This is a genomic window from Streptomyces sp. NPDC098101 (assembly GCF_044760185.1).
Lineage (GTDB): Bacteria > Actinomycetota > Actinomycetes > Streptomycetales > Streptomycetaceae > Streptomyces.
The window spans coordinates 215415-237003 of record NZ_JBIWAS010000005.1; the positions used below are offsets into that span (position 1 = coordinate 215415).

The 21589-nt window shown below is 73.3% G+C and carries 22 protein-coding genes; 4 read left to right on the plus strand and 18 right to left on the minus strand.

The features are described from left to right. Positions 1-67 precede the first annotated feature (67 nt). The 6 genes from ACIQVI_RS23820 to ACIQVI_RS23845 all read right to left on the minus strand — a co-directional run bounded on the left by ACIQVI_RS23820 (position 68) and on the right by ACIQVI_RS23845 (position 5393). Positions 68-961 (minus strand): helix-turn-helix domain-containing protein, encoded by an 894-nt coding sequence (locus tag ACIQVI_RS23820; protein ID WP_403599787.1) that lies wholly within the window; start codon positions 959-961, stop codon positions 68-70. Between the two features lie 295 nt (positions 962-1256). Further along, a complete protein-coding gene (gene tgmC / locus ACIQVI_RS23825) occupies positions 1257-2420 on the minus strand; it encodes an ATP-grasp peptide maturase system methyltransferase (protein WP_403599140.1) in 1164 nt (387 codons plus the stop codon). Continuing rightward, on the minus strand, positions 2417-3472 hold the full coding sequence (gene tgmB, locus ACIQVI_RS23830) for an ATP-grasp ribosomal peptide maturase (protein WP_403599143.1): 1056 nt from the start codon (positions 3470-3472) through the stop codon (positions 2417-2419). The genes tgmC and tgmB overlap by 4 nt, the downstream gene beginning before the upstream one ends. Further along, entirely contained in the window at positions 3472-3726 is a 255-nt protein-coding gene (tgmA, locus tag ACIQVI_RS23835; protein ID WP_403599790.1) for a putative ATP-grasp-modified RiPP, read from the minus strand. The genes tgmB and tgmA overlap by 1 nt, the downstream gene beginning before the upstream one ends. Positions 3727-3885: 159 nt before the next feature. After that, positions 3886-4137, minus strand: a complete 252-nt coding sequence (locus ACIQVI_RS23840) for a hypothetical protein (protein ID WP_403599146.1) — start codon at positions 4135-4137, stop codon at positions 3886-3888. Positions 4138-4214: 77 nt separating this feature from the next. Beyond that, positions 4215-5393: a helix-turn-helix domain-containing protein gene (locus tag ACIQVI_RS23845; protein ID WP_403599149.1), complete on the minus strand. Its 1179-nt coding sequence runs from the start codon at positions 5391-5393 to the stop codon at positions 4215-4217. 135 nt (positions 5394-5528) lie between these two features. On the opposite strand from ACIQVI_RS23845, the gene ACIQVI_RS23850 reads away from it, so the two are divergent. Beyond that, positions 5529-5867 carry a DoxX family protein gene (locus ACIQVI_RS23850; protein WP_403599153.1) on the plus strand — a complete coding sequence of 113 codons (339 nt, stop codon included), beginning with the start codon at positions 5529-5531 and terminating at the stop codon, positions 5865-5867. On the opposite strand, the gene ACIQVI_RS23855 is transcribed toward ACIQVI_RS23850, so the two are convergent. From ACIQVI_RS23855 to metG, 3 genes are all read right to left on the minus strand, one after another. Next, complete coding sequence (locus tag ACIQVI_RS23855) at positions 5854-6180, minus strand: hypothetical protein (RefSeq protein ID WP_403599156.1); 327 nt, start codon at positions 6178-6180, stop codon at positions 5854-5856. The two genes, ACIQVI_RS23850 and ACIQVI_RS23855, sit on opposite strands and share 14 nt — an antisense overlap. A 4-nt stretch (positions 6181-6184) precedes the next feature. Beyond that, positions 6185-6523 carry a hypothetical protein gene (locus tag ACIQVI_RS23860; RefSeq protein ID WP_403599159.1) on the minus strand — a complete coding sequence of 113 codons (339 nt, stop codon included), beginning with the start codon at positions 6521-6523 and terminating at the stop codon, positions 6185-6187. 99 nt (positions 6524-6622) lie between these two features. Further along, complete coding sequence (metG, locus tag ACIQVI_RS23865) at positions 6623-8230, minus strand: methionine--tRNA ligase (RefSeq protein ID WP_351974017.1); 1608 nt, start codon at positions 8228-8230, stop codon at positions 6623-6625. A 94-nt stretch (positions 8231-8324) separates the two neighbouring features. On the opposite strand from metG, the gene ACIQVI_RS23870 reads away from it, so the two are divergent. Together ACIQVI_RS23870 and ACIQVI_RS23875 are read left to right on the plus strand one after the other, a co-directional pair. Next, positions 8325-8978, plus strand: a complete 654-nt coding sequence (locus tag ACIQVI_RS23870) for a response regulator transcription factor (RefSeq protein WP_403599163.1) — start codon at positions 8325-8327, stop codon at positions 8976-8978. Next, entirely contained in the window at positions 8975-10060 is a 1086-nt protein-coding gene (locus ACIQVI_RS23875) for a sensor histidine kinase (protein ID WP_403599166.1), read from the plus strand. Before ACIQVI_RS23870 ends, ACIQVI_RS23875 begins: the two co-directional genes overlap by 4 nt. A 14-nt stretch (positions 10061-10074) precedes the next feature. On the opposite strand, the gene ACIQVI_RS23880 is transcribed toward ACIQVI_RS23875, so the two are convergent. After that, complete coding sequence (locus tag ACIQVI_RS23880) at positions 10075-11334, minus strand: VWA domain-containing protein (RefSeq protein WP_403599169.1); 1260 nt, start codon at positions 11332-11334, stop codon at positions 10075-10077. A 658-nt stretch (positions 11335-11992) separates the two neighbouring features. Between ACIQVI_RS23880 and ACIQVI_RS23885 the strand changes: the two genes are divergently transcribed. Beyond that, positions 11993-14062, plus strand: a complete 2070-nt coding sequence (locus ACIQVI_RS23885) for a PhoX family protein (protein ID WP_403599172.1) — start codon at positions 11993-11995, stop codon at positions 14060-14062. A gap of 25 nt (positions 14063-14087) precedes the next feature. Here ACIQVI_RS23885 and ACIQVI_RS23890 read toward each other — a convergent pair whose 3' ends face one another. The 8 genes from ACIQVI_RS23890 to ACIQVI_RS23925 form a co-directional block, all read right to left on the minus strand. Further along, entirely contained in the window at positions 14088-15104 is a 1017-nt protein-coding gene (locus ACIQVI_RS23890; RefSeq protein WP_403599175.1) for a hypothetical protein, read from the minus strand. Positions 15105-15131: 27 nt separating this feature from the next. Beyond that, complete coding sequence (locus ACIQVI_RS23895; RefSeq protein ID WP_351973780.1) at positions 15132-16616, minus strand: APC family permease; 1485 nt, start codon at positions 16614-16616, stop codon at positions 15132-15134. A 195-nt stretch (positions 16617-16811) separates the two neighbouring features. Further along, positions 16812-18770, minus strand: coding sequence for an FUSC family protein (locus ACIQVI_RS23900; protein WP_403599179.1), 1959 nt, complete (start codon positions 18768-18770; stop codon positions 16812-16814). 43 nt (positions 18771-18813) lie between these two features. Beyond that, positions 18814-19191: a nuclear transport factor 2 family protein gene (locus ACIQVI_RS23905; RefSeq protein WP_351973305.1), complete on the minus strand. Its 378-nt coding sequence runs from the start codon at positions 19189-19191 to the stop codon at positions 18814-18816. A 47-nt stretch (positions 19192-19238) separates the two neighbouring features. Next, positions 19239-19475: a DUF2630 family protein gene (locus tag ACIQVI_RS23910; protein ID WP_125663395.1), complete on the minus strand. Its 237-nt coding sequence runs from the start codon at positions 19473-19475 to the stop codon at positions 19239-19241. Between the two features lie 18 nt (positions 19476-19493). Next, entirely contained in the window at positions 19494-20465 is a 972-nt protein-coding gene (locus ACIQVI_RS23915; RefSeq protein ID WP_403599793.1) for an endonuclease/exonuclease/phosphatase family protein, read from the minus strand. Between the two features lie 174 nt (positions 20466-20639). After that, on the minus strand, positions 20640-21068 hold the full coding sequence (locus ACIQVI_RS23920; protein ID WP_403599183.1) for an FxLYD domain-containing protein: 429 nt from the start codon (positions 21066-21068) through the stop codon (positions 20640-20642). Between the two features lie 5 nt (positions 21069-21073). Then, positions 21074-21574: a hypothetical protein gene (locus ACIQVI_RS23925; protein WP_351973308.1), complete on the minus strand. Its 501-nt coding sequence runs from the start codon at positions 21572-21574 to the stop codon at positions 21074-21076. Positions 21575-21589: the final 15 nt, after the last annotated feature.

Below are 21589 nucleotides of genomic sequence, written 5' to 3' on the forward strand. Positions count from 1 at the left end.
GGGCCACGCGGTTTTCACCACCCCGTCCCTGGAGGGGAGTTGAGACGCCAGGGGGCGGCAACCCCGGTCACTGACCCCCGAGGTGCCCCTGTCCCGTCGGTGTGCAGGCCCCGCACGTCCCCGGCTCCGGGCCGCGGAAGGCGCGGTCGCAGGTGTCGCAGTTCTGGAGGGGGTGTCGGGGGGTCGCCGGGTCCCCCGTGCCGAGGGGCGGCAGGGGCGGGAGTTGGGCGGACAGGCGGTGGGCCAGGAGGGCGGCCGGGCGGCGCAGGGGCTCCTGGGGCAGGGCGCAGGTCAGGATCCGGTGGACGGCCTCCGGCGTCAGGTCGCGCTCCAGCCAGGCGGCGACCCCCGGCGCCAGGTGCTCGGTCTCGGTGGCCGACAGGTACAGGCGGGGGTCCTCGCGCCGCAGGCCGGCGAGGACGCCGAGGGCGGACCTGAGGAGGTCCGCGGCCGGGAACGCGGGCTTCGGCACGGCGGGCAGGGCCCGGCGCGGGGCCTCCGTACGCGGGGCCTCCGTACGGCGGGCCGGGGCCCGGCGCTCCGCCGTCTCGCCCTCCTCACCGGTCAGGCCCGGGTGGTTGCAGGAGATCGTGAGCGTGACGATCCTCCCGGTGTCGTCGCGGTCGAGCACGCGGCGCAGATAGCCGTAGGCCTCCAGCTGGCGCAGCCCGGCGGCGATCCGGGCCGCCCCCTCGGGGAAGCGCGCGGCGAGGCTCTTGATGTCGATGCGGGCGCCGCTGGGCAGCGACTGGATGTGCACGGCCAGGCCGATGCCGAGCAGCGACAGCCCGGGGTGCTGGGCGAGGTGGTTGCCGACCACCGTGAAGCGGGTGGTGTGGCGGATGTTGTCGTGGATGACGCCACCCGCGCGCACGGACCTCATGCCCATCCGCACGGGGCGGTTTTGCCCGCCGTTGCGGGACGGGACGAGGGGGCGCGCGCTAATGTGCTGGGTACCCATCAGGAAGGCCTTTTCCTTGGTGGTCAGGCCCCCGCCCATGGAATGCCAGTTCCGGCGGGGGCCGACGCATGTCTGCGGTCATATGCCAATCGCGCTGAGGATAGATCCGACAACCCGCCCCGCATCCAGCCCTTTTGACACTTTTCACTCCTGAGAGTGAGTGTCCGACGGGGCGGGAAAGGGTGGGGCTTGGTACGGGTTCTTTCTCTCCCCGTTCCTTTGGAAGGCAGCCCGACCGACCGGAGCACGGGTTTCCGTGCTCCGGTGATCCGGTCGGGGACCCGGCACGTCGCGCTCAGCCGAGGCGGTGTTCCCAGCGCAGTTCCGGGTGACCTTCGATCCCGTACACGTGCGACTCCCGGGTGACGGTGAGCCGTACGGAGTCGATGGCGGGACTTCCCGCCGTGCGCCAGGCGACCAGCGCCTCCTCGACGCGATCCCAGAGGGCGACCGGCCCGCCCTGGCGCACCGCCCAGGACCCGCCGTCGGCGGTGAACTCCGCGAACGACTCGCGGTCGGGGTCGAACAAGTACAGCAGCGGTCGGCCGTCGCTCGTGGCAGCCCGTACGAGATGGGCATCGGGCGCCGCGAGTTGGGCGAGGAACGCGGGCATCCATTCGTCCAGGAGGAGCGGGCTCACCTCCGTCCTCCGCTCACCGTCCGCGTAGGCCGTCCGGGCGGACAGGTCGCCGGACACGGGGACCACCGCCTGTGCCCGGGCCTGCATGAACGAGGACTCTCCGATGATCCGCCCGTGGGCATTGCCGTCCTCGTTCACGGTGACCTGGGCGAGGCCGGTGCCCCAGGGCCAGGAGCCGACCGTGCCGAGGACGATGCCGCCGGGGCGGGTCTGCCGGATCCAGGCGTACGGGATGCGGCGTACGGCGCACGTGGCGATCACGCGGTCGTACGGCGCGTTCCTCGGGAAGCCGAGGAGTCCGTCACCGGTCACGGTCCAGGTCGAGAAGCCGACGGCCTCCAGCGCCTCGTCCGCCCGCCGGGCCACCCCGGGATCCACCTCGACGGTCGCCACGTTGTCCTCGCCGAGGTGGTGGCACATCAGGGCCGTGGAGTACCCCGTACCCGTGCCGATCTCCAGGACGCGGTGTCCCGCCGCGAGGTCCAGGGCCTCGATCATGCCGACGACGGTGGTCGGGTCGGTCGAGGACGACGTGGGCACGCCCGTGACGAGGTCGTCGGCACGGTCGGCGGTCAGACGGCCGTCGAGCTGGGTGGTGAGGGTGTCGAGGCCGTACGCGATCCTCAGCCACTCGTCCGGTTCCGTACCGGCGGTGGTGACGGGACGCCAGGCCCGGCCCTCGTCGAGGAAGACTCCGGGGTGGAGGAACCGCTCGCGGGGGACGGCCTCGACGGCCCGGCGCAGCCAGGGGGACTTCAGGACGCCCTTGTCCGCGAGCGCGTCCGCCATGCGACGACGTTCGGATGCCGGGTCGGTCATCGGTGGTCTCCTTGCACGGATGGGTCGGATCGCACGGGTGGGTCGGCCTGCGAGAGCGGTTCGCCCCGTACACGCGGGGCGGCTTGTGCGAGCGGTTCGGTTCGCGCGAGCAGGTCGGCGAAGGCGGCGGACATCGGCAGGCCGGTCTCCTGCTCCAGCCATCCCCACTGACCGTTGGGATTCAGCTCCAGCCACCAGTAGGCCCCCGCCCGGTCCACCGCGAGGTCGAAGCTCCCCGACACCAGCTCCAGGCGGTCCAGGTAGGTGCGCAGAGCCTCTTCCACGCCGGTGGAGAGACGTTCGACGGTGTACGTCAGCGCGCTGTAGTCCTTGCGCCAGTCGAGGAGTTCGGAGTCGATGCGCACGGCGAAGGTGTGCCGGCCCGCGATCAGGACGCGGAGGTCGGCGACCTTGTCGACCCGGGCCTGGAACAGGTGCGGGGTGACACGGACACTGTCGTCGATCTCGTCGGCGGTGACGGGGTCGGCCCAGCCGGTCACCGGCACGCCGTCACGGGTGTATGGGGTCCACCGCAGAGTCTTGGAGATCGCCTCTCCTTGAGCGCGGACGAAATCCCGTGCCTCACAGGGGTCGTTGGTGACGAGGGTGGGGGGTACGGCGAAGCCGAGTCGTTGGGCGAGGGCGAGCTGGGCGGGTTTGTGGTCGGCCGCGGCGACGCGTAACGGATGGTTGACCCAGAGCGGGCCGTTCATGGCGTAGAGCGTGCCCCCGAGCCCGTGGCGGACCTGCGCCGCCGCGAAACGGGAGTCGTCCGGCGACAGGCGGGGGAACGACGGCCACTCCGGGCGGCGCCAGTACACCGACCGGACGCTGCTCAGGTCGGCGGTTCTCGACGGGGTGCGGACCTGCCCGGCCACGGGGGCCGGACAGGTGCCGAACCGGGCCGAGACCGTGAGACTCTCGCCGATGTCGGCGGGGTTGAACCGCACCACCGGCACGTCACGCCGGTTGAGCTCGGTGATCACCATGTCGGCGGTGACGTCGTCCGCCTCGGTGGCCACCAGCACTGGGCTCTCCTCGGTCACGGTCATCAGTCCTGGCTGCTGTCCTGGTCGTGACCCTGGTCGTTCTTGGAGTCCGAGTTCGTCGTCGTGGAGGTCTCGGTCCCGGAACTGGTGCCGTGCTTGCCCATCTCGACCACCTGTCCGGCGCGGTCGCGGAACACCCCGAGCTGCGTCACGGGGTCGACGGCGACGGTGGCGTGGGGGCGGCGGACGGTGGTCGGGTAGGGCGCGAGGCGGCCGGCGCCCCAGGGACGGACGGTGCCGGTCCGCTCGGTGTCGATCGTGGTCACGAATGCTCCTTGGAATGAGAAGGGTTGTCGACCGGTGGTGCTGCCGCGCTTCCGCCCCGGGCGGTTCGGCGGCGGCCGGGAAGAGGGCCGGTGGGGACGGTGATCACGGGCGAGGGGTCGCCTCGCTCCGGGCGGGTGGCTCGGGGCCGCTCACAAGCCCCAGCGCCTCGTCACCTCGTTGCGTGCGGCATTGCGGGCGCTCAGCTCCTCGCGCGCCGTCAAGGGGTGCACCTCGAAGGCGTCCCACTCCCTGCCGCCCATGATCGGACGGAGCTGGACGCGGTCTCCGCCGTGATGTCCCATCACGACGCCGATCGTGTCCCTGGCGATGTCCCTCACCAGAGCGCCGGGCTCGCAGTCCTCGGGAGGCACGCCCGGCCGGTCTCTCTCCGTTGTGGCCATGCGACGACGCTATGACCGGTGATCGCGCCGCGTCGATGACACTTTGACGCAGGGTCAGGTGAAAGTGCCATCGGCTGTCACATGGGCAGACCGACGACATCCGCGAGCATCCGCATCTCGGGCGTCAGCGTGCGCCGTCGGCTCACGACGCGGCCCAGGACGTCGCGGGCGTACCGCTGGTTCGGCAGCCACTGGGGGGAGCCGGCCAGGATCTTCTGGAAGGTGTCCACGGCTTCCGCGTACTGGCGGAGCTGCGCCTGGGCGCTCGCGACGTCGAGCAGGTGCCGGTTCCGGTTGTTCGAGGTCGGCTTCAAGGTGTCCAGGGGGATCGCGGCGGCCAGGGAGAGCACCCGGTCGGGTCGGCCGGCCACCATCGCGTTCTCCGTGCGCTTCAGGTCCACCGTGACCGGTCCGAAGGCGCGCAGGAAGTCGTTCTCGGGCGTGCACTCGCGCCCCAGGGCCACGGCGGCCGACTTGGCGAGCCGCAGGGCGTCCTCGGCCTCACCGGGGCGGTTGTCCCGGACCGCCGCGGCCGACAGACGGAGCAGGAGCCAGCCCCAGGTGCTCAGTTCGGCCGGGGTGGCGCGGGACATGCGCGGCTCGACCTCGTCGGCCCAGTGCGCGGCCAGTGCGCGGGCCTCCGCGAGCCTTCCGCGACGGAGGAGGAGCCAGCACCGGGTGATGACGATCGCGGCGGCCTGTGCGCGGTCCGTGGCATCGTCCATGGCCCGCTCCAAGGCCGTCTCGGCGGCGTCGAACTGCCGGGTCTGGGTCATCAGCCAGCCGGTGAGCTCCAGGAGCCGCGCGCGGAGCCGTCGGCCGCGCGGATCGGCCTCGGTGAGCACTTCCGCGTCGCGCAGGAGAGGCGGCAGGGCCGTTCCGAGCTCGGTGAAACGGTCGCCCGCGAACAGGGGCACGGCGGCCCGGAGGGCGTCCCGTACGCCGTCGTAGGTGGGCTCCTCCGCGAGCCCGTCGGGGCTCGGAGAGGCCGTGAGCGTGGCGTGCACGGGAGCCCAGCGGTTCACCTCGTCCCGACCGGCCGCCTCCTCGGCGTGCTCGACGACGAGCCTCGTGGTGGGGACCTTCAGCGCCTGGGCGAGACGGCGGGCGGTCTCCAGGCGCGTGTCGTCGCGCTCGCCCTGCTCCAGCTTCCGGATCAGGGACAGGGAGACGCCCGAGAGCCCGGAGAGCTCCCGCTGGCTCAGGCCCCGACGCTTTCGGATCTCCCGCAGGCGGTCACCGAGGTTGGCGCTCATGCCTTGGAGCGTACGGCGTGCGGCAACGGGCCGTCAGGGCGTTCACCGAGGCCCGTCACACTTCCCCTCCCCGCTCCGTCGACGGGGTGTCCGGCCCCGTCGGGTCGGGTGTCGGGAGCGTCGAAGGAGACCGTCATGTCCGCCACCGTCATCGTCGTCACCGCCGTCGCCGCGTTCATGGCCGGGTTCTCCGGGGTCGCGGTCCTCGTGCGGGCCGGGTTCGTCGTCGGGCCGCTGGCCGCGTACGGGGTGCCCCGGGGCTGGTGGGACCTGCTCGGGGCGGCGAAGGTCGCCGGGGCCGTCGGGCTGCTCGTCGGGTACGTCGTGCCCGTCGTCGGCGTCCTGGCCGCCGGCGGGCTCGTCCTGTACTTCGCCGGGGCCGTGGTCACGGTCCTGCGGGCCCGCGCGTACGGGCACGTGCCCTTCCCGCTGGTCTACCTGGCGCCCGCCGCGGCCGTGCTCATCCTCGGGTGAGGGTCTTCACCGCGGTGAGGAGTTCCTCGTCCGACAGGTCGCCCTCCTCCCGGAGGGACGGGTCGTGGGTGTAGTCCTCCAGGAGCATGAAGACCCGGTCGAAGAGGTCGGACAGGGGGCCGTGGAGGCGTTCCCCGTTCGCCGTCGACGCCCGGCGGGCCGGGTACCAGCCGAGGGCGAAGTCCGCCGCCGTGATCCTTCCGGACGTGAAGCCGTCGAGGAGGCGGAGCTGATTCGCCGTCGCGCTGTCCGGGGCGACGTCGGCGGGGGCCGACCAGGAGCGGCGCCGGGGTGGGTGGGGTGATCCGTTCATGAGGTCAGGAGAACAGGAGCTCGTCGTCGACCGAGACCTCCGGGAAGACCCCGATCCGCAGGGTCCCCGTCATCGGGCCCGTCTCGAAGTCGACGTACAGGCCCGTCCTGCCGGGGGACTCCACGATCCGCAGGCGCGTCGCGCCCTCCCGGTAGAGGTCGACGCGGCCCCACCGCAGGCGGACCGACCGCTCCACGGAGTGGAAACTGAACTTCAGGGGCTCGCCGACGACCTCCGTCAGGTCGAGCTCCTGCGCCTCGACCTCGACCTCCACCGGCTCGACGCCCAGCGCTTCCAGGAAGTCGCGCGGTTCGGGGGTCAGCATGAACGGTTCTCCCGGCACGGCGGGCCTCCTGTGCGGTCGCGGGGGTAACGGGTGCGGCGAAGGCCGCCGTCCCCGTGCGTACGGGAACGGCGGCCTTCGTTCACGATCGTGGGACCGTCAGTCCTTCTTCGGCTCCTCCAGGCGCGGGAACAGCACCGCGCCCTTCGTCACCGTCGCGCCCGCCGGGAGCTGCCCCCACGTGGCGGAGGACTGGACCGGCTGCGCGGCCAGGGCGCCGAGCGACGCCTCGGCGCCCAGGGAGTCCCAGAGGGCCTGCGAGGTCTCCGGCATGATCGGGTTGAGCAGGACGGCGACCGCGCGGAGGGACTCGGCGGCCGTGTAGAGGATCGTCGCCAGGCGGGCGCGGCCCTCCTCGGACTCGTCCTTGGCGACCTTCCACGGCTCCTGCTCCGTGATGTAGCCGTTGACCTGCTTCACGAAGTCGAAGATCGCCAGGATGCCGGCCTGGAAGTCCAGCTCCTCGCCGATCTTCGCGTCGGCGACCGCCACGGCCTTCGCCAAGCCCTCGTGGACCGCCTTCTCCGCGTCGCCGTCCGCCGCCGACGCGGGCAGCTCGCCGCCGAAGTACTTGCCGACCATCGCCGCCACGCGCGAGGCGAGGTTGCCGTAGTCGTTCGCCAGCTCGCTCGTGTAGCGGGCGGTGAAGTCCTCCCACGAGAACGAGCCGTCCTGGCCGAAGGCGATCGCCCGCAGGAAGTACCAGCGGTACGCGTCCACGCCGAAGTGCGAGGTCAGGTCCTGCGGCTTGATGCCGGTCAGGTTCGACTTCGACATCTTCTCGCCGCCGACCATCAGCCAGCCGTTGGCCGCGACCCGGCCCGGGACCGGCAGGCCCTGCGCCATCAGCATCGCCGGCCAGATCACCGCGTGGAACCGCAGGATGTCCTTGCCGATCAGGTGCACATTCGCCGGGAACGTCTCCTCGAACTTCGCCGGGTTCTCGTTGTAGCCGACGGCCGTCGCGTAGTTCAGGAGCGCGTCGATCCACACGTAGATGACGTGCTTCTCGTCCCACGGCACCGGGATGCCCCAGTCGAACGTCGAGCGCGAGATGGAGAGGTCCTCCAGGCCCTGCTTGACGAAGTTCACGACCTCGTTGCGGGCCGACTCCGGCTGGATGAAGCCCGGGTTCGCCTCGTAGAACTCCAGGAGCTTCGGGCCGTACGCGCTCAGCTTGAAGAAGTAGTTCTCCTCCTTGAGGATCTCCACCGGCTTCTTGTGGACGGGGCACAGCTTCGTGCCGTCCTCCGCCTCGATGAGGTCGCCGGGGAGCTTGAACTCCTCACAGCCCACGCAGTACGGGCCCTCGTACCCGCCCTTGTAGATCTCGTCCTTGTCGTACAGGTCCTGCACGAACTCCTGCACGCGGTCGGTGTGACGCTTCTGCGTGGTGCGGATGAAGTCGTCGTTCGCGATGTTCAGGTGCTCCCAGAGGGGCTTCCACGCCTCCTCCACGAGCTTGTCGCACCAGGCCTGGGGCGTGACGTCGTTCGCCTCGGCCGTGCGCATGATCTTCTGACCGTGCTCGTCCGTGCCGGTGAGGTACCACACCTTCTCGCCGCGCTGACGGTGCCAGCGCGTGAGCACGTCGCCTGCGACGGTCGTGTAGGCGTGGCCCAGGTGAGGAGCGTCGTTGACGTAGTAAATGGGGGTCGTGACGTAGAACGCCTTCGTCCCCTGCTTCTCGGATCCAGTGGCCGCCATGGTCGAAATCCTAACGGCCCCGCGAAGATCCCCTCACATCCATGAACCCGGGGGAGGGGGAGGGCGAGGACGGGGGCTTCGGGAGGATGGGGGGATGCGTGTACTGGTAGCCGAGGACGAGCGCGTCCTCGCCGGGTTCGTCGCCACCGGCCTGCGGCGGGCCGGATTCGCCGTCGACACCGTCCACGACGGCGAGGACGCCCTGGAGCGGCTCGGCCTGTACGCGTACGACGTCCTCGTCCTCGACCGCGACCTGCCCCGCGTCCACGGCGACGACGTCGCCCGGCGGCTCGTCGCCGGGGGCTCCCGCACCCGGATCCTGATGCTGACCGCCGCCGCGGCCGTCGAGGAGCGGGTCGAGGGGCTCGACCTCGGCGCCGACGACTACCTCGGCAAGCCCTTCGAGTTCCCCGAGCTGGTCTCCCGGGTCCGCGCCCTGCGCCGCCGCTCCGCCCCGCCCCTGCCGCCGCTCCTCGAACGGCACGGGCTGCGGATGGACACCGTCCGGCGGACCGCCGAACGCGACGGGCGCGACCTCGGCCTCTCCCCGAAGGAGTTCTCCGTCCTCCAGATCCTCCTGGAGGCCGACGGGGCCGCCGTCTCCGCCGAGGAACTGCTCGAACGCGCCTGGGACGCCCACGCCGACCCCTTCACCGGCGCCGTGCGCGTCTGCATGAGCAAGCTGCGGGCCAAGCTGGGGGAGCCGGGGCCGATCCGGACCGTGCAGGGCGTGGGGTACGTGCTGTGAGCCCTTCCGGTACCGGATACCTCGGGGCCGGGTCGACCGTCCGGACCCGGATCGCCCTCGTGTACGGAGGGGTCTTCCTGGTCCTCGGCGCCCTGCTGCTGCTCGTGGTGAACCTGCTGGTCAGGGCCGGTACGGACGGGCAGGCGGAGGCGATCGTGGCGCGGGCCGACGAGGTCGCCGTCGTGGAGGCGTACCGGATCGGGGACGACGTCGGCCGGGCCGCGCACCAGCAGATGCTCGTGTGGTCCTGCCTGTCCCTGCTCGTGATCGCCTGCGGCGCCGTGGTCGTCGGCTGGTGGACGGCGGGGCGCGTGCTGCGGCCCGTCCACGAGATGACCGCCCGCGCCCGGCGGCTCTCCGAGCGGGACCTCGGCGGGCGGCTCGCGGTGCGCGGGCCCGACGACGAGCTGAAGGAGCTCGGCGACACGATCGACGCGCTGCTCGGGCGGCTGGAAACCGCCTTCGACAGCCAGCGGCGGTTCATCGCCAACGCCTCGCACGAGCTGCGCACCCCGCTCGCCACCCAGCGCGCGGCCCTCCAGGTCGGGCTCGACGAGGACTGCGAGGTCCGGCAGGTCCTCCTCGACACCAACCGGCACAGCGAACGCCTCCTCGACGGCCTGCTCCTCCTCGCCCGCGGCGAACGGGGGCTCGCGGAGCGCGAGGACGTGCCCTTCGCCGAGGTCGTGACGGAGGAGTACGAGGACGCGGCCGTCGCGGAGCACGGCGTCGTACGGGGGAGCCGGGTGCTGCTCCGGCAGCTCGTGCGGAACCTCGTCGCGAACGCGGTCGCGTACAACGTGCCCGGGGGCTCCGTCGGCGTACGGGTCGACGGGGGCGTCCTGACCGTCGTCAACACCGGGCCCGTCGTTCCGCCGGACGACGTCGAGGGACTCTTCGAGCCCTTCCGGCGCGGCGAGGGGCGCGACCGGACGGGGCCCGGCGCCGGGCTCGGGCTCTCCATCGTCCGGTCGATCGCCACCGCCCACGGAGGGACCGCGACGGCGGCGGCGCGCGGCGCGGACGAGGGCGGCGGGCTTGTGGTGACGGTGACCCTGCCGGTCACCGCCACCCGGCCGTAGGGCCCGTCCGGCTCCTACAGCTCCAGGCCTTCCAGCAGGCCGCGGTAGAAGGCGGCGTGCGCCGTCTCGACCGGGGCCGCGCCCGGGAAGTACGCGGCGGTACGGGGGGTCCCGCCGAGCTTCCTGAGGTAGTCGAAGGCCTTGTTGTCCTGCTCGCCCCAGGCCACGAACCGCCAGTGCAGCGGACGGTCCGCCGCCCCGGCGAGCGCCTGCGTGGCGGCCGTCTTCGCGTCCGGCGCGCCGTCCGTCTGGAAGACGACGAGCGCCGGGCGGGCGGGGTCGGTCTTCTCGTGGTGGGCGAGGACCTCCTCCACCGCGCGGTGGTAGTGGGTGCGGCCCAGGCGGCCGAGACCGGCGTTGATCTCCTCGATCCCGGTGGGGGAGAGCGTGGCCGGGGTCAGCTCGGCGGTGCCGTCGATGTCCGTGGAGAAGAACACGGCCGTGACGGCGGCGTTCTCGTCGAGGTGCGCCGCGAGCGCCACCGTCTGCTCGGCGAGCCGCTGCACGGAGCCGTCCTTGAAGTACCCGCGCATCGAACCGGACCGGTCGACGACCAGGTACACGGCGGCCCGCGCCCCGGTGAGCCCCTGCTTCTTGAGCACGGTCCCGGCCGCCCTGTACGCGTCGGCGAGGTGCGGGGCGGCGGCCTTGACCTTGGCGAGGGAGAGCGCGGGGCCCGCGGCGGCCGGGGCGGCGACCTCGGTGGCCTCCGTGTCCTCCGTGCCCTCCGGAGCCTCGGGCTCCAGGGCCGTGATCACGGGGGACTCCGGCGTCGGTACGGGGGCGGTGACCACGACGGGCTCCGGCTCGGCGGCGGCCTCCGGCTCGGCCGGGGTGTCCGCGACGGCGGTCTCGGGCGCGGGGGCGGCGACCACGACGGGCTCGGACTCCGGCTCCGGCTCCGTGACGGTGACGGTCTCCGGTTCGGTCGAGGTCTCCGCGACGGCGGTCTCGGCCTCGGGGGCCTCCGCCACGGCGGGCTCGGACTCCTGGGCGACGGCTTCCGGTTCGGTGACGGTCTCCGGCTCGGCCGGGGTCGCGGTTTCGGTCTTCGGCTCGGCCGCAGGCTCGGGGTAGGAGATCTCGACGGCCTCCACCTCCGTGGACGGCCCGGTCTCGTCGGTCCGCTCCTCCGGGAGGGAGACCTCCACGGACTCCGCCTCGGCAACGGCCGCCGCGTCCCGCTCCGCCGCCTCCGCCGCGGCGGAGAGGACGGGGGTCTCCTCCTCCACCACCACCGACTCCGTGGACCCCGGGGTCTCCACGGGCTCCACGGGCTCCACGGTGCTCGTCTCCGGCTCGGCCGGCTCCAGCCGCGTAACCGTCTCAGCAGGAGCACCCACCTCAGCAGGAGCACTCGCCTCCGCAGGAACACCCGTCTCCGCAGGAGCACCCGTCTCCGCAGGAGCAGCCACCTCCGCAGCCGCAGCCGCAGGCGCCCCCGTCTCCGCCGACCGCGCCTTCGGTACCTGCGGGTTGTCGAAGGACGCCGCCACCAGGTCGTCCGCCGCGCGGCGGACCTCCTCGGGCGCATCCGGAGAGGTCACCGGCTCCGCGGCCGGCACGGCCTCCCCCGTCTCCGCCGTCTCACGCGACTGGGGCGGGACGGAGGTTGCCGGGGAGTCCTCGCGGTCCCGGCCGAACACCTTGCGCAGCATGTTCCGAATACCCATGAGCGAACCCTTTCGCATGAGTGGGGGTGCGGTGTGAATGTCCGTACTGGGTGCTTCAGGACTTTCATCCCTGGCCAGGGCGGATACGTAAGGTTAGCGGCCACTTCCCGCCACCTCCGTGCCCCGGTCGCCCTCGGACGCCCCGCATTCATCCGGCGTTCATTCCGCCGCCGCCCCCGTGCAGGGACCCGCACCTAGCGTCACCGCCGAAGACATCCCGACACCATGTCGGCGCAGTGCTGCGCCGGAGGAGGACGAAGTGCGCAAACTGCTGCCGCTCCTGAGCACGAACCCGCACGGAGGCGGCCGTTCCGCTCTCACCTGCCGCTACCGCTGTGGTGACGCCTGCTTCCACGAGGTGCCCAACACCAGCGACAACGAGTACGCCGGCGACCTCATAGCCGGTGTCCTCTCCCGCCGTTCCGCCCTGCGCGCCGCCGCCGTCGTCACCGTCGCCTCCGCCGTCGGCGGGGCCGCCGTGCTCGGCGAGGCCCCCGAGGCCGTCGCCCACGGCGGTCACGGCGGCGGTCACGGCCACGGCCACCCGCCCGTCAAGGCCGACGGCGCCCGCGGCCTCCGCTTCGCCCCCGTCGCGCCCAACACCGCCGACAAGGTCACCGTCCCCTCCGGCTACGCGCAGAACGTGGTCATCCGCTGGGGCGAGCCCATCCTGCGCGGTGCCCCGGCCTTCCATGCCGAGAGGCAGACCGCGAAGGCCCAGGCCGGCCAGTTCGGCTACAACAACGACTTCCTCTCCCTGCTGCCGCTGTCCGGGGAGCGCGACCGCCAGGTCCTCGTCGCCAACCACGAGTACACCGACGAAGTCCTGATGTTCCGCGGCTACGACCCCGAGAACCCGACCCGCGAGCAGGTCGAGATCGCCTGGGCCGCGCACGGCCTGTCCGTCGTCGTGGTCGAGGAGGAGCGCCGTACGGGCAGGCTGACGCCGGTCTCCCGCCACCACCTCAACCGGCGCCTGCACACCACCAGCGAGTTCCGGGTCACCGGCCCCGCCGCCGGATCCCCGCTGCTGCGCACCTCCGCCGACCCGGCCGGCCGCACGGTCCTCGGCACGCTCAACAACTGCGCCGGCGGCACCACCCCGTGGGGCACCACCCTCCACGGCGAGGAGAACTTCAACCAGTACTTCGCCAACGGCTCCAGCGCCACCGACAAGCGCTACGGCGTCGGCTCCGGCGCCACCGAGCGCAAGTGGGAGCGGTTCGACAGGCGCTTCGACCTCAAGCAGGAGCCCAACGAGGTCCACCGCTTCGGCTGGGTCGTCGAGCTCGACCCGTACGACCCCGACTCCACGCCCCGCAAGCGCACCGCCCTCGGCCGCTTCAAGCACGAGGCCGCGCAGCCCCGCCTCACCGCCGACGGCCGCCCGGTCGTCTACATGGGCGACGACGAGCGCTTCGACTACTTCTACAAGTTCGTCTCCAGCAAGCGGATGAAGAAGGGGAGTTCGCGGGCCGCCCGCGAGCACAACCTCACCCTCCTCGACGAGGGCACGCTGTACGTCGCCAAGCTGACCGGCGACTCCCCGGCCGCCGAGGTCGACGGCACCGGAAAGCTCCCGAACGACGGCGAGTTCGACGGCTCCGGCACGTGGATCCCGCTCGCCACCGGGAACGTCTCGCACGTCCCCGGCATGACCGCCGAGGAGGTGTACGTCTTCACCCGCCTCGCCGGGGACAAGGTCGGGGCCACGAAGATGGACCGCCCCGAGGACGTCGAGCCCAGCCCCCGCACCGGCCGCGTGTACGTCGCGCTCACCAACAACACCGACCGCGGCAAGGCCGGCAAGGCGGGCGCGGACGAGGCCAACCCGCGCAACCTCAACAAGCACGGGCAGATCCTGGAGCTGGCCGAGCACTGGGACGACCCGGCCTCGGACGGCTTCGCCTGGCGCCTCTTCCTCGTCGCGGGCGACCCGAACGACCCGGCGACCTACTTCGCGGGCTTCCCCAAGGAGAAGGTCTCCCCGATCTCCTGCCCGGACAACGTCGCCTTCGACCCGCACGGCAACCTGTGGATCTCCACCGACGGCTCCCAGCTCGGCTCGCACGACGGCCTGTTCGGCGTCGCCGTGCAGGGCGAGCGGCGCGGTGAGCTGAAGCAGTTCCTGACCGTGCCCAAGGGCGCCGAGACCTGCGGTCCGATCATCCAGGACCGGCGCGTGCTCGTCGCCGTGCAGCACCCGGGCGAGGTCGACGGGGCGTCCGTCGAGAAGCCCGCGTCGACCTGGCCCGACGGGCCCGGGAAGATCGTCCGTCCGTCGGTCGTCGCCGTCTGGCGCACGGACGGCCGCGACATCGGCGTCTGACCGGAGCCGTACGGCGGAACCGGTCTCAGTCGCGGGCCTGGGGGCACTCCACCCCCAGGCCCTCCCTGAACCGGACGAACTGCTCCTCCGGGTCCCCCGTGTACGCCCACGGCACCCACGCCGCCCGCCGCCCCAGCATCCCGAGCAGCTCCCTGGCGATATCCACCTGGCCCGCGTAACAGGCCGCGTGCGCCAGGAAGTTGAGGTCTCCAACCTCTTCGGGCGCCACCGGGCCGCCCGGCTCCCGGCCGCCGATCCAGCGGGCGTGCGTGCGGCGCAGCTCGGTCACCGCCAGCTCGTGCTTCCAGTGCTGGTCGAAGCCGCGCACCGGGCCCCGGCCCAGGGCCCCGTCCGCGATGTAGCGGTACTCCTCGACCCGGGCCACCTGCACCAGGACCGGCAGCGGGGAGCCGGGCGGCGCCACGCCGGCCGCGTCGCGGGCGAAGTCGTACATGCTGCCGTGCGTCCCGTGCCACCGGGCCGACCAGTACCGCAGCACCTGGATGTGCCCCTCGGTGTTGTACGGGTCGCGGCGCCGCAGCTCGTCGAACCAGTGGCGCAGTTCGCGGCGCGGCACCCCGCCCTCGTACAGCCGGGCCACCGACAGGAGCGACACCCACGGCATCGGGTCGGCGGGCGCCACCTCGGCGGCGCCCCGGCAGGCGTCCACGGCCGCGTCGATCCGGCCCCGGTCGACGGCCGCGCCCCGGCCGGCCGCGATGGCCGCGTCGAAGACCCGCACCACCTCGGTCGCGGCCCGCAGCACGGCGGCGTCCGGGTTGCCCGGCTCGGCGCCCCGCCAGGTCTCGACGGTGGAGCTGCCCGCGGCGGCGTGCGAGAGGAGCCGGACGCGGTGGGTGCGGCGCGCCCAGTCGTCGCCGGTGGCGGCCAGGAGGTCCCGGACGCCCTGCCAGCGGCCGATGACGATGTCGTGGCGCGCCTCGGTCAGCGCCCGGTCCCCGAAGTCCGGGTCGAAGTCGGGCACGAAGCGCTCCGGACGCGAAGGGCGCGAGGAGCGCGAGGAGCGGCGGCGTACGGCCATCGGGGCCTCCTTCTGGTTCGGCTGCCGTCAGAAGTCCGTCGCGTAGCTCTTGTCCCGGCCGCCCGTGCGGGCGCCCGGGGTGGCCGCCCCCGCGTCGGCCGAGGCCGCGAGGGCGCGGACGGCGTCGAGGCGGGCCGGCCGGCGGTAGTAGTCGCTGCCCCTCCGGCCGTACACGGCCAGCGGGACCACGCCGAGGAGCAGGCCGCCGAGGCCGATGGCGAGGGCGGTGGTGGAGAGTTCGCCGAGCGACTCGACGAAGGCCCACAGCATGAACGCCGAGCCGAGCAGCGGCCAGAGGCCGCCGACGACCAGGTTCTTCACGGAGCGCAGGAGCAGGCCCTTGTAGGCGACGACGGCGGCGATGCCCGCCAGGCCGTAGTAGAAGGCGATCTGGAGGCCGATCGCGGAGACGGCGTCCCGGAGGATCTGCTGCACGGAGCCGGCCGCCGCGGCGGCGGCGAACAGCAGCAGCGCCGCCCCGCCGACCGCGGCGATCGCGACCCACGGGGTGTTCCAGCGCGGGTGGACGGTGCCGAGCGCGGCCGGCAGGGTCCGGTCGCGGCCCATCGCGAAGAGCGAGCGGGTGACCTGGATGAGGGTGGTCTCCAGGGTGGCGACGGTCGACAGGAGGACGGCCACGACGAGGAGCTTGCCGCCGACGCCGGGCCAGACCTCCTGGCCGACGACGGCGAGCACGTTCGGTCCGGCGCGGCGGATCTCCTCGGAGCTCAGCAGCACGTTGACGGCGACGGTGATGGCCTCGAAGAGGACGAAGACGAAGCCGACGCCGACGAGCGCGGCGACCCCGGCGGTCCTGCGGCTGTTCCGGGTCTCCTCGCTGAGGTTGCTGGTGACGTCCCAGCCCCAGTAGTAGAACGCGGCGATCAGCGCCCCGGCGGCGAACCCCTCGGGGCCGTCGAACTGGGCGAGGCCGAACCAGGACCAGTCGAAGGCGGTCGCGTGGCCCCGGTGGGCCACGGCGGCGAGGACGAAGCCGAGCAGGATCAGCATCTCGACCCCGGACATGATCAGCTGCGCCCGTACGGTGAGCCGGGCGCCGCCCAGGACGACGAGCAGCATCACCAGGAACCAGCAGGCGCCGACGGCCGCCGCGAGCGCGGTGTGGTCGGCGAGGCCCGGGGCGACCAGGGAGAGCGTGAGGGACCCGGCGGGCAGCGAACCGGCCACCATGAAGACGGTGGTGGAGAAGACGAGGGCCCAGCCGGAGAGGAAGCCGAGGAAGGGGTGGAGGGTGCGGCCCACCCAGGAGTACGCGGCGCCGGCGTTGACGTCGATCCGGCCGAGCCGGGCGTACGCCAGGACGATGCCGAGCATGGGTATCGCGCAGTACAGCAGGGCGGCCGGGCCGCCGAGGCCGACCGCGCCGAAGAGGACGGCGGTGGTCGCGGCGAGCGAGTAGGCGGGGGCGCTGCCGGCGACGGCCATCACGACGGTGTCGAAGGTGCCGAGGACATTGGGCTGGAGCCCTCTGCTGCTGGGGGTGGTGCGCATGGCGGATCCTCGGGGCGCGGGGGGTGAGGCAGGGCGAAGTGGCCCGTCCGCCGGGCCGGTTGCCGACGGCGGCGGGCGCGGATCACGGTGAATCGAGCGCATCGTAGTCGCCGGGACGGCTTCGGGTAACGGCGGCGGGGAGGGTTCCGTTCCGTGACCGCCGGTAAGTTCTCCCGTGCGCCCCCCGGAGGGGGTTTACCGCAGGTCGGGACCGGCGATGGCACGGGCCGCGCGGACCTCCTGACGGAGCGGTTCCAGGACTCCGTTCTCGTCTCCGGGGAGCTCGGTGCGGACCTCCGTGAGGGTGTCGTCCGTCCGCAGCCCGTCGGCGAGTTCGCGCAGCTCCCGCTCCACTTCGGCGGCCTCGTCGGGCGCGGGGGCGGGGGCGCCGTGGTCGATCCGGACGCGGGCGGCGGTGGTGGCGTCCACGATCCGTTCGACGGCGACGACCAGCGGCCACCAGGCGGCGGCCCGGGGGCCGGTCGGCGGGGGCTCGGTCAGGGCCCGCTGGAACTCGGAGCGGACGGCCGACAGGTCCCGGTAGAGCGCCCGGCGGGCCCGCAGCCGGACGCTCCGGTCGGGCCGCTCCCCGCCCGCGAACGCGAGGGCCACGTAGTCGGCGGTGTCGGAGACGGCGTCCGCGAGCCGGTCCCCGATCCGGGTGTGCCAGGACTCCGGCCAGAGCAGGTAGCCGGCGACGAGGGCGATCCCGCAGCCGATGAGCGAGTCGTAGAGGCGGGGCAGGACGAGGCCGAAGCCCTGGTGGTTGAGGGTGTCGGAGAGCAGCAGGATCACCGGGGTGATGGCCGCCGTCTGGAAGGCGTACCCCTTCGCGGAGAACGCCGGGATCAGGGCCGCGAGCACCATCATCACGGGCACGTCCCACCAGCCCCGGGGCACCTCGGCGAGCACGAGGGCGGCGAGCAGGATGCCGAGGACGGTGCCGAAGGCGCGGAGCACGGCCCGGGAGAAGACCGAGCCGAAGTCGGGCTTCATGACGAAGGTGACGGTGAGGGCGACCCAGTACGAGCGGGGCACGGCGATCAGCGACACCAGGGCCTGCGCGAGGCCGATGCAGAGCGCGAGCCGCAGGCCGTAGCGCCAGGAGGCCCCGGAGAGGAGGACGGCGCGGGTGTTCCGGCGGATCCGGACGCGCAGCGCGGCGGGGCGGCCGAGCCGGTCGTCCACGTTGTGGGGGTCGGGGTCCGCCTCGTGGACGACGTTCGCCGCGTGCCGCAGCGCGTGGTCGACGGCCTTCTCCGAGGGCCGCTCGGGGACGGGCAGGTCGAGGGCGGGGTCGCCGGCGCGGCCCTCCTCGACGGCGTCGGCGAGCTTCCGCACGGCGGCGGGGACCTCGGCGGGCAGCGGGCCGACGAGCCGGGCCCGCAGGTGGGCGGCGGGCGCGGCCTCGACGAGCGGGACGACGACGTTGAGCCGGGCGAGCAGCCGGACCGGGGCGGGCGCGCGGCCGTGCTGCCGGGCCCGGCGGGCCAGGACCAGGTCGTACGCGTGGTTCAGGGCGGCGGTGACGGCCTGCCGCCGCTCGTCGTACGCGGAGGTCCCCGCCGCCTCGTAGAGGTCGGCGACCGCCCGGTAGGTGGCGGCGACGGCGCCCCGCTCGGGCGCGGCGCGGCGCAGCGGCCAGCCGAGCAGGGTGAGGACGAGGACGACGAGCCCGCCCAGGGTGAGCAGGAGCGGCGCCGTCCACCACGGGTCGGGCATGGGCAGGCCCGCGCCGACGACCGCGTTGAGCAGCAGGAGCAGGCCGGAGACGGAGGCGACCGCGCCGATCGAGGAGATCATCCCGGAGACGAGCGCGACGCAGGTGAGGACGGCGACGGCGGCCCAGCCGTACCCGAAGACGAGGGTGCCGAGGGTGACGCCGACGGCCCCGAAGAGCTGTGGCACGGCGATGTTGAGGACCCGCATCCGGTAGGCGTCGGCGGTGTCCCCGATGACCCCGGACAGGGCCCCCATGGACACCAGCGCCCCGTACGCGGGCCGGTCGGCGGCCAGGCCGACGGCGAGCGGCGCGGACAGGGCGACGGAGGCGCGCAGGACGGCGGCCCACGGGACCGGCGCGGGGGCGGGCCGCATTCCGGCGGTCAGCCAGGCGGGCGGGGTGAGCCGTCCGGCTCCTTCGGGTCGCGCCATGCCCTCCAACGTACTGGCGGGGCGTCCGCGCGGCCCGGCGAGGTCACACGGTCTCGACGTAGGGCGCCCGCCAGGCGGGGCTCGGGTCCGAGCCGGGGCTCGTCCAGTACTCCGTGCCCCGGACGATCCGGCCGTCGCGGACGGTCCAGAACGACACCGCGCGGAACGTCCCGACGCCCTCGTGCGGGACCTCGACCTCGGAGACGGCCTCGCCGTCCCCGGCCACGATCCGCAGCACCCGGATCGACCAGCCCTCGGGGTACGCGCGGTTCACCGCGACGTAGTTGTCCCGGCCCACGATCCGCTCACCGCTGACCGGCCACTCGACCACGGCGTCCTGCGCGAACAGGGCGGCCAGGCCGTCCCAGTCCCGCGCCTGCATCCGCTCCCACAGCGCCTCGACCACGCTCGACGATTCCATGCGGGCACTCTGCCAGAGGGGTCCGACAACCGGCCTTCCGCCGGGGCTCAGTTGCGGTACGACTCCACCTCGGCGGCCGGGCGGAGGGTGGCCGTGTCGGGGTCCTCGCCGAACTCCGCCTTGGCGCGGCGCTGGCGCAGCAGGTCCCAGCACTGGTCGAGGCGCACCTCCAGTTCGGTCAGGCGGGCGCGTTCCTCGGGCAGGAGGCCGCCGGTGCGCTGCCGCAGGGCGCGCTCCTCCTCGACGAGGGCGCCGATGTCGTCCAGGATCTCCTCGTTGTCCATGCCTTCCAGCGTGGCCGATCAGCGGTCTCCCCGCAGGTCGAGATCGGCGAGGACGGCCCGGTGGTCGGTGCCGTCGAGGTCGAGGAAGCGGACGTCGTCCACGCCGAACTCGTCGCTGACCAGGACGTGGTCGATCTGCACGTACGGCGGGACGGGGCCCTCCGCGGGCCAGGTGGCGGCGCGGCTCTTGCGCACCGCCCAGGCCGCGTCGCGGAGGCGGCCCTCCCTGAGGATCGCGCGGAAGGCCGCGTGGTCCTGGGAGGCGTTGAAGTCCCCGGCGATCAGCGTCGGACCGGTGCGCCGGGCGGCGAAGTCCTCGATCCGGCCCAGCTCCCGCTTCCACACGTCCACCTGGCCCGGCACCGGCGGCATCGGGTGGGCGAGCTGGACGCGCACGGAACGCCCGGCGATCTCGGCCGTGGCGCCCGGCATCCCCATGGTCGCCGGGATCATCCGCCAGTCGCGCAGCGGATGGGCGCTGAGCAGCACGGAACCCGCCGATCCGTCGGCCTCCACGGAGGCGTAGTGGGGGAGTTCGGCGGCGAAGGCCGTGGTGAGGGCGCGTCCGCAGGCGCGGTCGCACTCGGAGACGTAGACGAGCCCGGGGCGTTCGCGCCGGATCGTGGCGATCAGCGCGTCCGTGGCCTGGCCGAACTCGACGTTGGCGGCGAGGACGCGGACCCGGGCGACGGGGAGGCCGTGGCCGATGGTGGTCCACGTCGTGTACGGCAGGGAACTCCAGGCGGTGGCGGCCAGGACGACGACGGCGGTGAGGGCGAGGCCCCGGCGGCGGGCGACGGCGGCGAGGAGCAGCCCGAGCCCGGCGGGGACGGTCAGCCAGGGCAGGAAGGAGAGGAGCTGCGGGACGGGGGTGATCCCGTCCGTGTCGAGCAGACGGCAGGCGGTGACCAGGGCGGGCACGACGAGCAGCAGCCCGGCGAGGAGGGCGGCGGGGCGGCCGGGGCGTGCGGACGGCGGGTCCGGGTCCATGAGGGGGCCCGTCACACCGGGCGCGGGCTTCGGCGCGGCGGGCTCGGGCTCGGGCGCGGCGGGCTCGGGTGCCGGGTCCTGGTCCGGGTGCGGTTTCTGCGCGGCGGCGAGGGCGGGGTCGGAGTCCACGCCGTTCAGTGTCGCAGGACCCGCCCCGGCGCCGCCGGGCCCGGCTCAGTGCCGCAGGGCCTGGCCGATCTCCGCCTTCGTCACGTCCGACAGCTGTCGATTGCTGCGCGCCGTACCGGACTTGGAGGCGCCCGGTGCGACGGCGTCGATGTTCAGGACGACGGTGTCGAGCAGTTTCCCGTCGGCGTCGCGGAAGTCGACCTTGACCGTGTAGTCGGCGTTCTGGTCCTTCGGGTTGGTCGCGGTGATCTCCGCGACCGTCCGGTCTCCGTCGGCGCGGGGCTCCCCGGCCTTCACGTCGGCCTTCGCGTCCACCCCGTCCCTGACCTCGTCCATCTTCCGCTCGGCGGCCGAGGCGACCGCGGCCGTCGCGGAGGCGACGGCACCACCGGCCGCGTCCTTGGCGGCGTCGCAGCCGGTGGTGAGGGCGAGCGCCCCGGCGAGGGCCAGGGCGGCTCCGGCGGTGCGTCGCACGTCCCTCAGTACCTCTCGTCCGGGCCGTACGCGTCGTCCGTGGCCAGCGCCCAGATCACGAAGATCGAGACCGCCATGGAGAAGAGCGACCACCAGGGCTGGTAGGGCAGGGAGAGGAAGTGGAAGAGGACGTTGAGGGAGGCGAGCGTGATGCCCACGACCCGGCCCCACTCGGCGCCCTTGAGGATGCCGGAGCCGGCGACGACCAGGATCACGCCGAGGATCAGGTGGATCCAGCCCCAGGTGGTGAGGTCGAACTTGAAGACGTAGTCGCCGACCCGGGTGTAGACGTCGTCCTCGGCGATCCCCGCGATGCCCTGGAAGATGTCCATGAAGCCGGTGACCAGCATGAGGACACCGGCGAAGAGGGTGCCGCCGGAGGCCCAGGCACCGGCGGTGCTCTGCTTGCGGGGCGGCGCTGCGTTGGGGTTGCGGGGCGGCGCGGCGTGCTGGCCCTGGCTCTGACCCTGGCCCGGACGCGCGGTCCCGTCGTCGTTCTGGCTCATGGCCCCATCGTGGGA

What these genes read in the sequence shown, in the direction of transcription:
- ACIQVI_RS23820 (WP_403599787.1), bottom strand. Translation starts at nt 961, where the DNA reads ATGGGTACCCAGCACATTAGCGCGCGCCCCCTCGTCCCGTCCCGCAAC.
- tgmC (WP_403599140.1), bottom strand. Translation starts at nt 2,420, where the DNA reads ATGACCGACCCGGCATCCGAACGTCGTCGCATGGCGGACGCGCTCGCG.
- tgmB (WP_403599143.1), bottom strand. Translation starts at nt 3,472, where the DNA reads ATGACCGTGACCGAGGAGAGCCCAGTGCTGGTGGCCACCGAGGCGGAC.
- ACIQVI_RS23840 (WP_403599146.1), bottom strand. Translation starts at nt 4,137, where the DNA reads ATGGCCACAACGGAGAGAGACCGGCCGGGCGTGCCTCCCGAGGACTGC.
- ACIQVI_RS23845 (WP_403599149.1), bottom strand. Translation starts at nt 5,393, where the DNA reads ATGAGCGCCAACCTCGGTGACCGCCTGCGGGAGATCCGAAAGCGTCGG.
- ACIQVI_RS23850 (WP_403599153.1), top strand. Translation starts at nt 5,529, where the DNA reads ATGTCCGCCACCGTCATCGTCGTCACCGCCGTCGCCGCGTTCATGGCC.
- ACIQVI_RS23855 (WP_403599156.1), bottom strand. Translation starts at nt 6,180, where the DNA reads ATGAACGGATCACCCCACCCACCCCGGCGCCGCTCCTGGTCGGCCCCC.
- metG (WP_351974017.1), bottom strand. Translation starts at nt 8,230, where the DNA reads ATGGCGGCCACTGGATCCGAGAAGCAGGGGACGAAGGCGTTCTACGTC.
- ACIQVI_RS23870 (WP_403599163.1), top strand. Translation starts at nt 8,325, where the DNA reads ATGCGTGTACTGGTAGCCGAGGACGAGCGCGTCCTCGCCGGGTTCGTC.
- ACIQVI_RS23890 (WP_403599175.1), bottom strand. Translation starts at nt 15,104, where the DNA reads ATGGCCGTACGCCGCCGCTCCTCGCGCTCCTCGCGCCCTTCGCGTCCG.
- ACIQVI_RS23895 (WP_351973780.1), bottom strand. Translation starts at nt 16,616, where the DNA reads ATGCGCACCACCCCCAGCAGCAGAGGGCTCCAGCCCAATGTCCTCGGC.
- ACIQVI_RS23900 (WP_403599179.1), bottom strand. Translation starts at nt 18,770, where the DNA reads ATGGCGCGACCCGAAGGAGCCGGACGGCTCACCCCGCCCGCCTGGCTG.
- ACIQVI_RS23905 (WP_351973305.1), bottom strand. Translation starts at nt 19,191, where the DNA reads ATGGAATCGTCGAGCGTGGTCGAGGCGCTGTGGGAGCGGATGCAGGCG.
- ACIQVI_RS23910 (WP_125663395.1), bottom strand. Translation starts at nt 19,475, where the DNA reads ATGGACAACGAGGAGATCCTGGACGACATCGGCGCCCTCGTCGAGGAG.
- ACIQVI_RS23915 (WP_403599793.1), bottom strand. Translation starts at nt 20,465, where the DNA reads ATGGACCCGGACCCGCCGTCCGCACGCCCCGGCCGCCCCGCCGCCCTC.
- ACIQVI_RS23925 (WP_351973308.1), bottom strand. Translation starts at nt 21,574, where the DNA reads ATGAGCCAGAACGACGACGGGACCGCGCGTCCGGGCCAGGGTCAGAGC.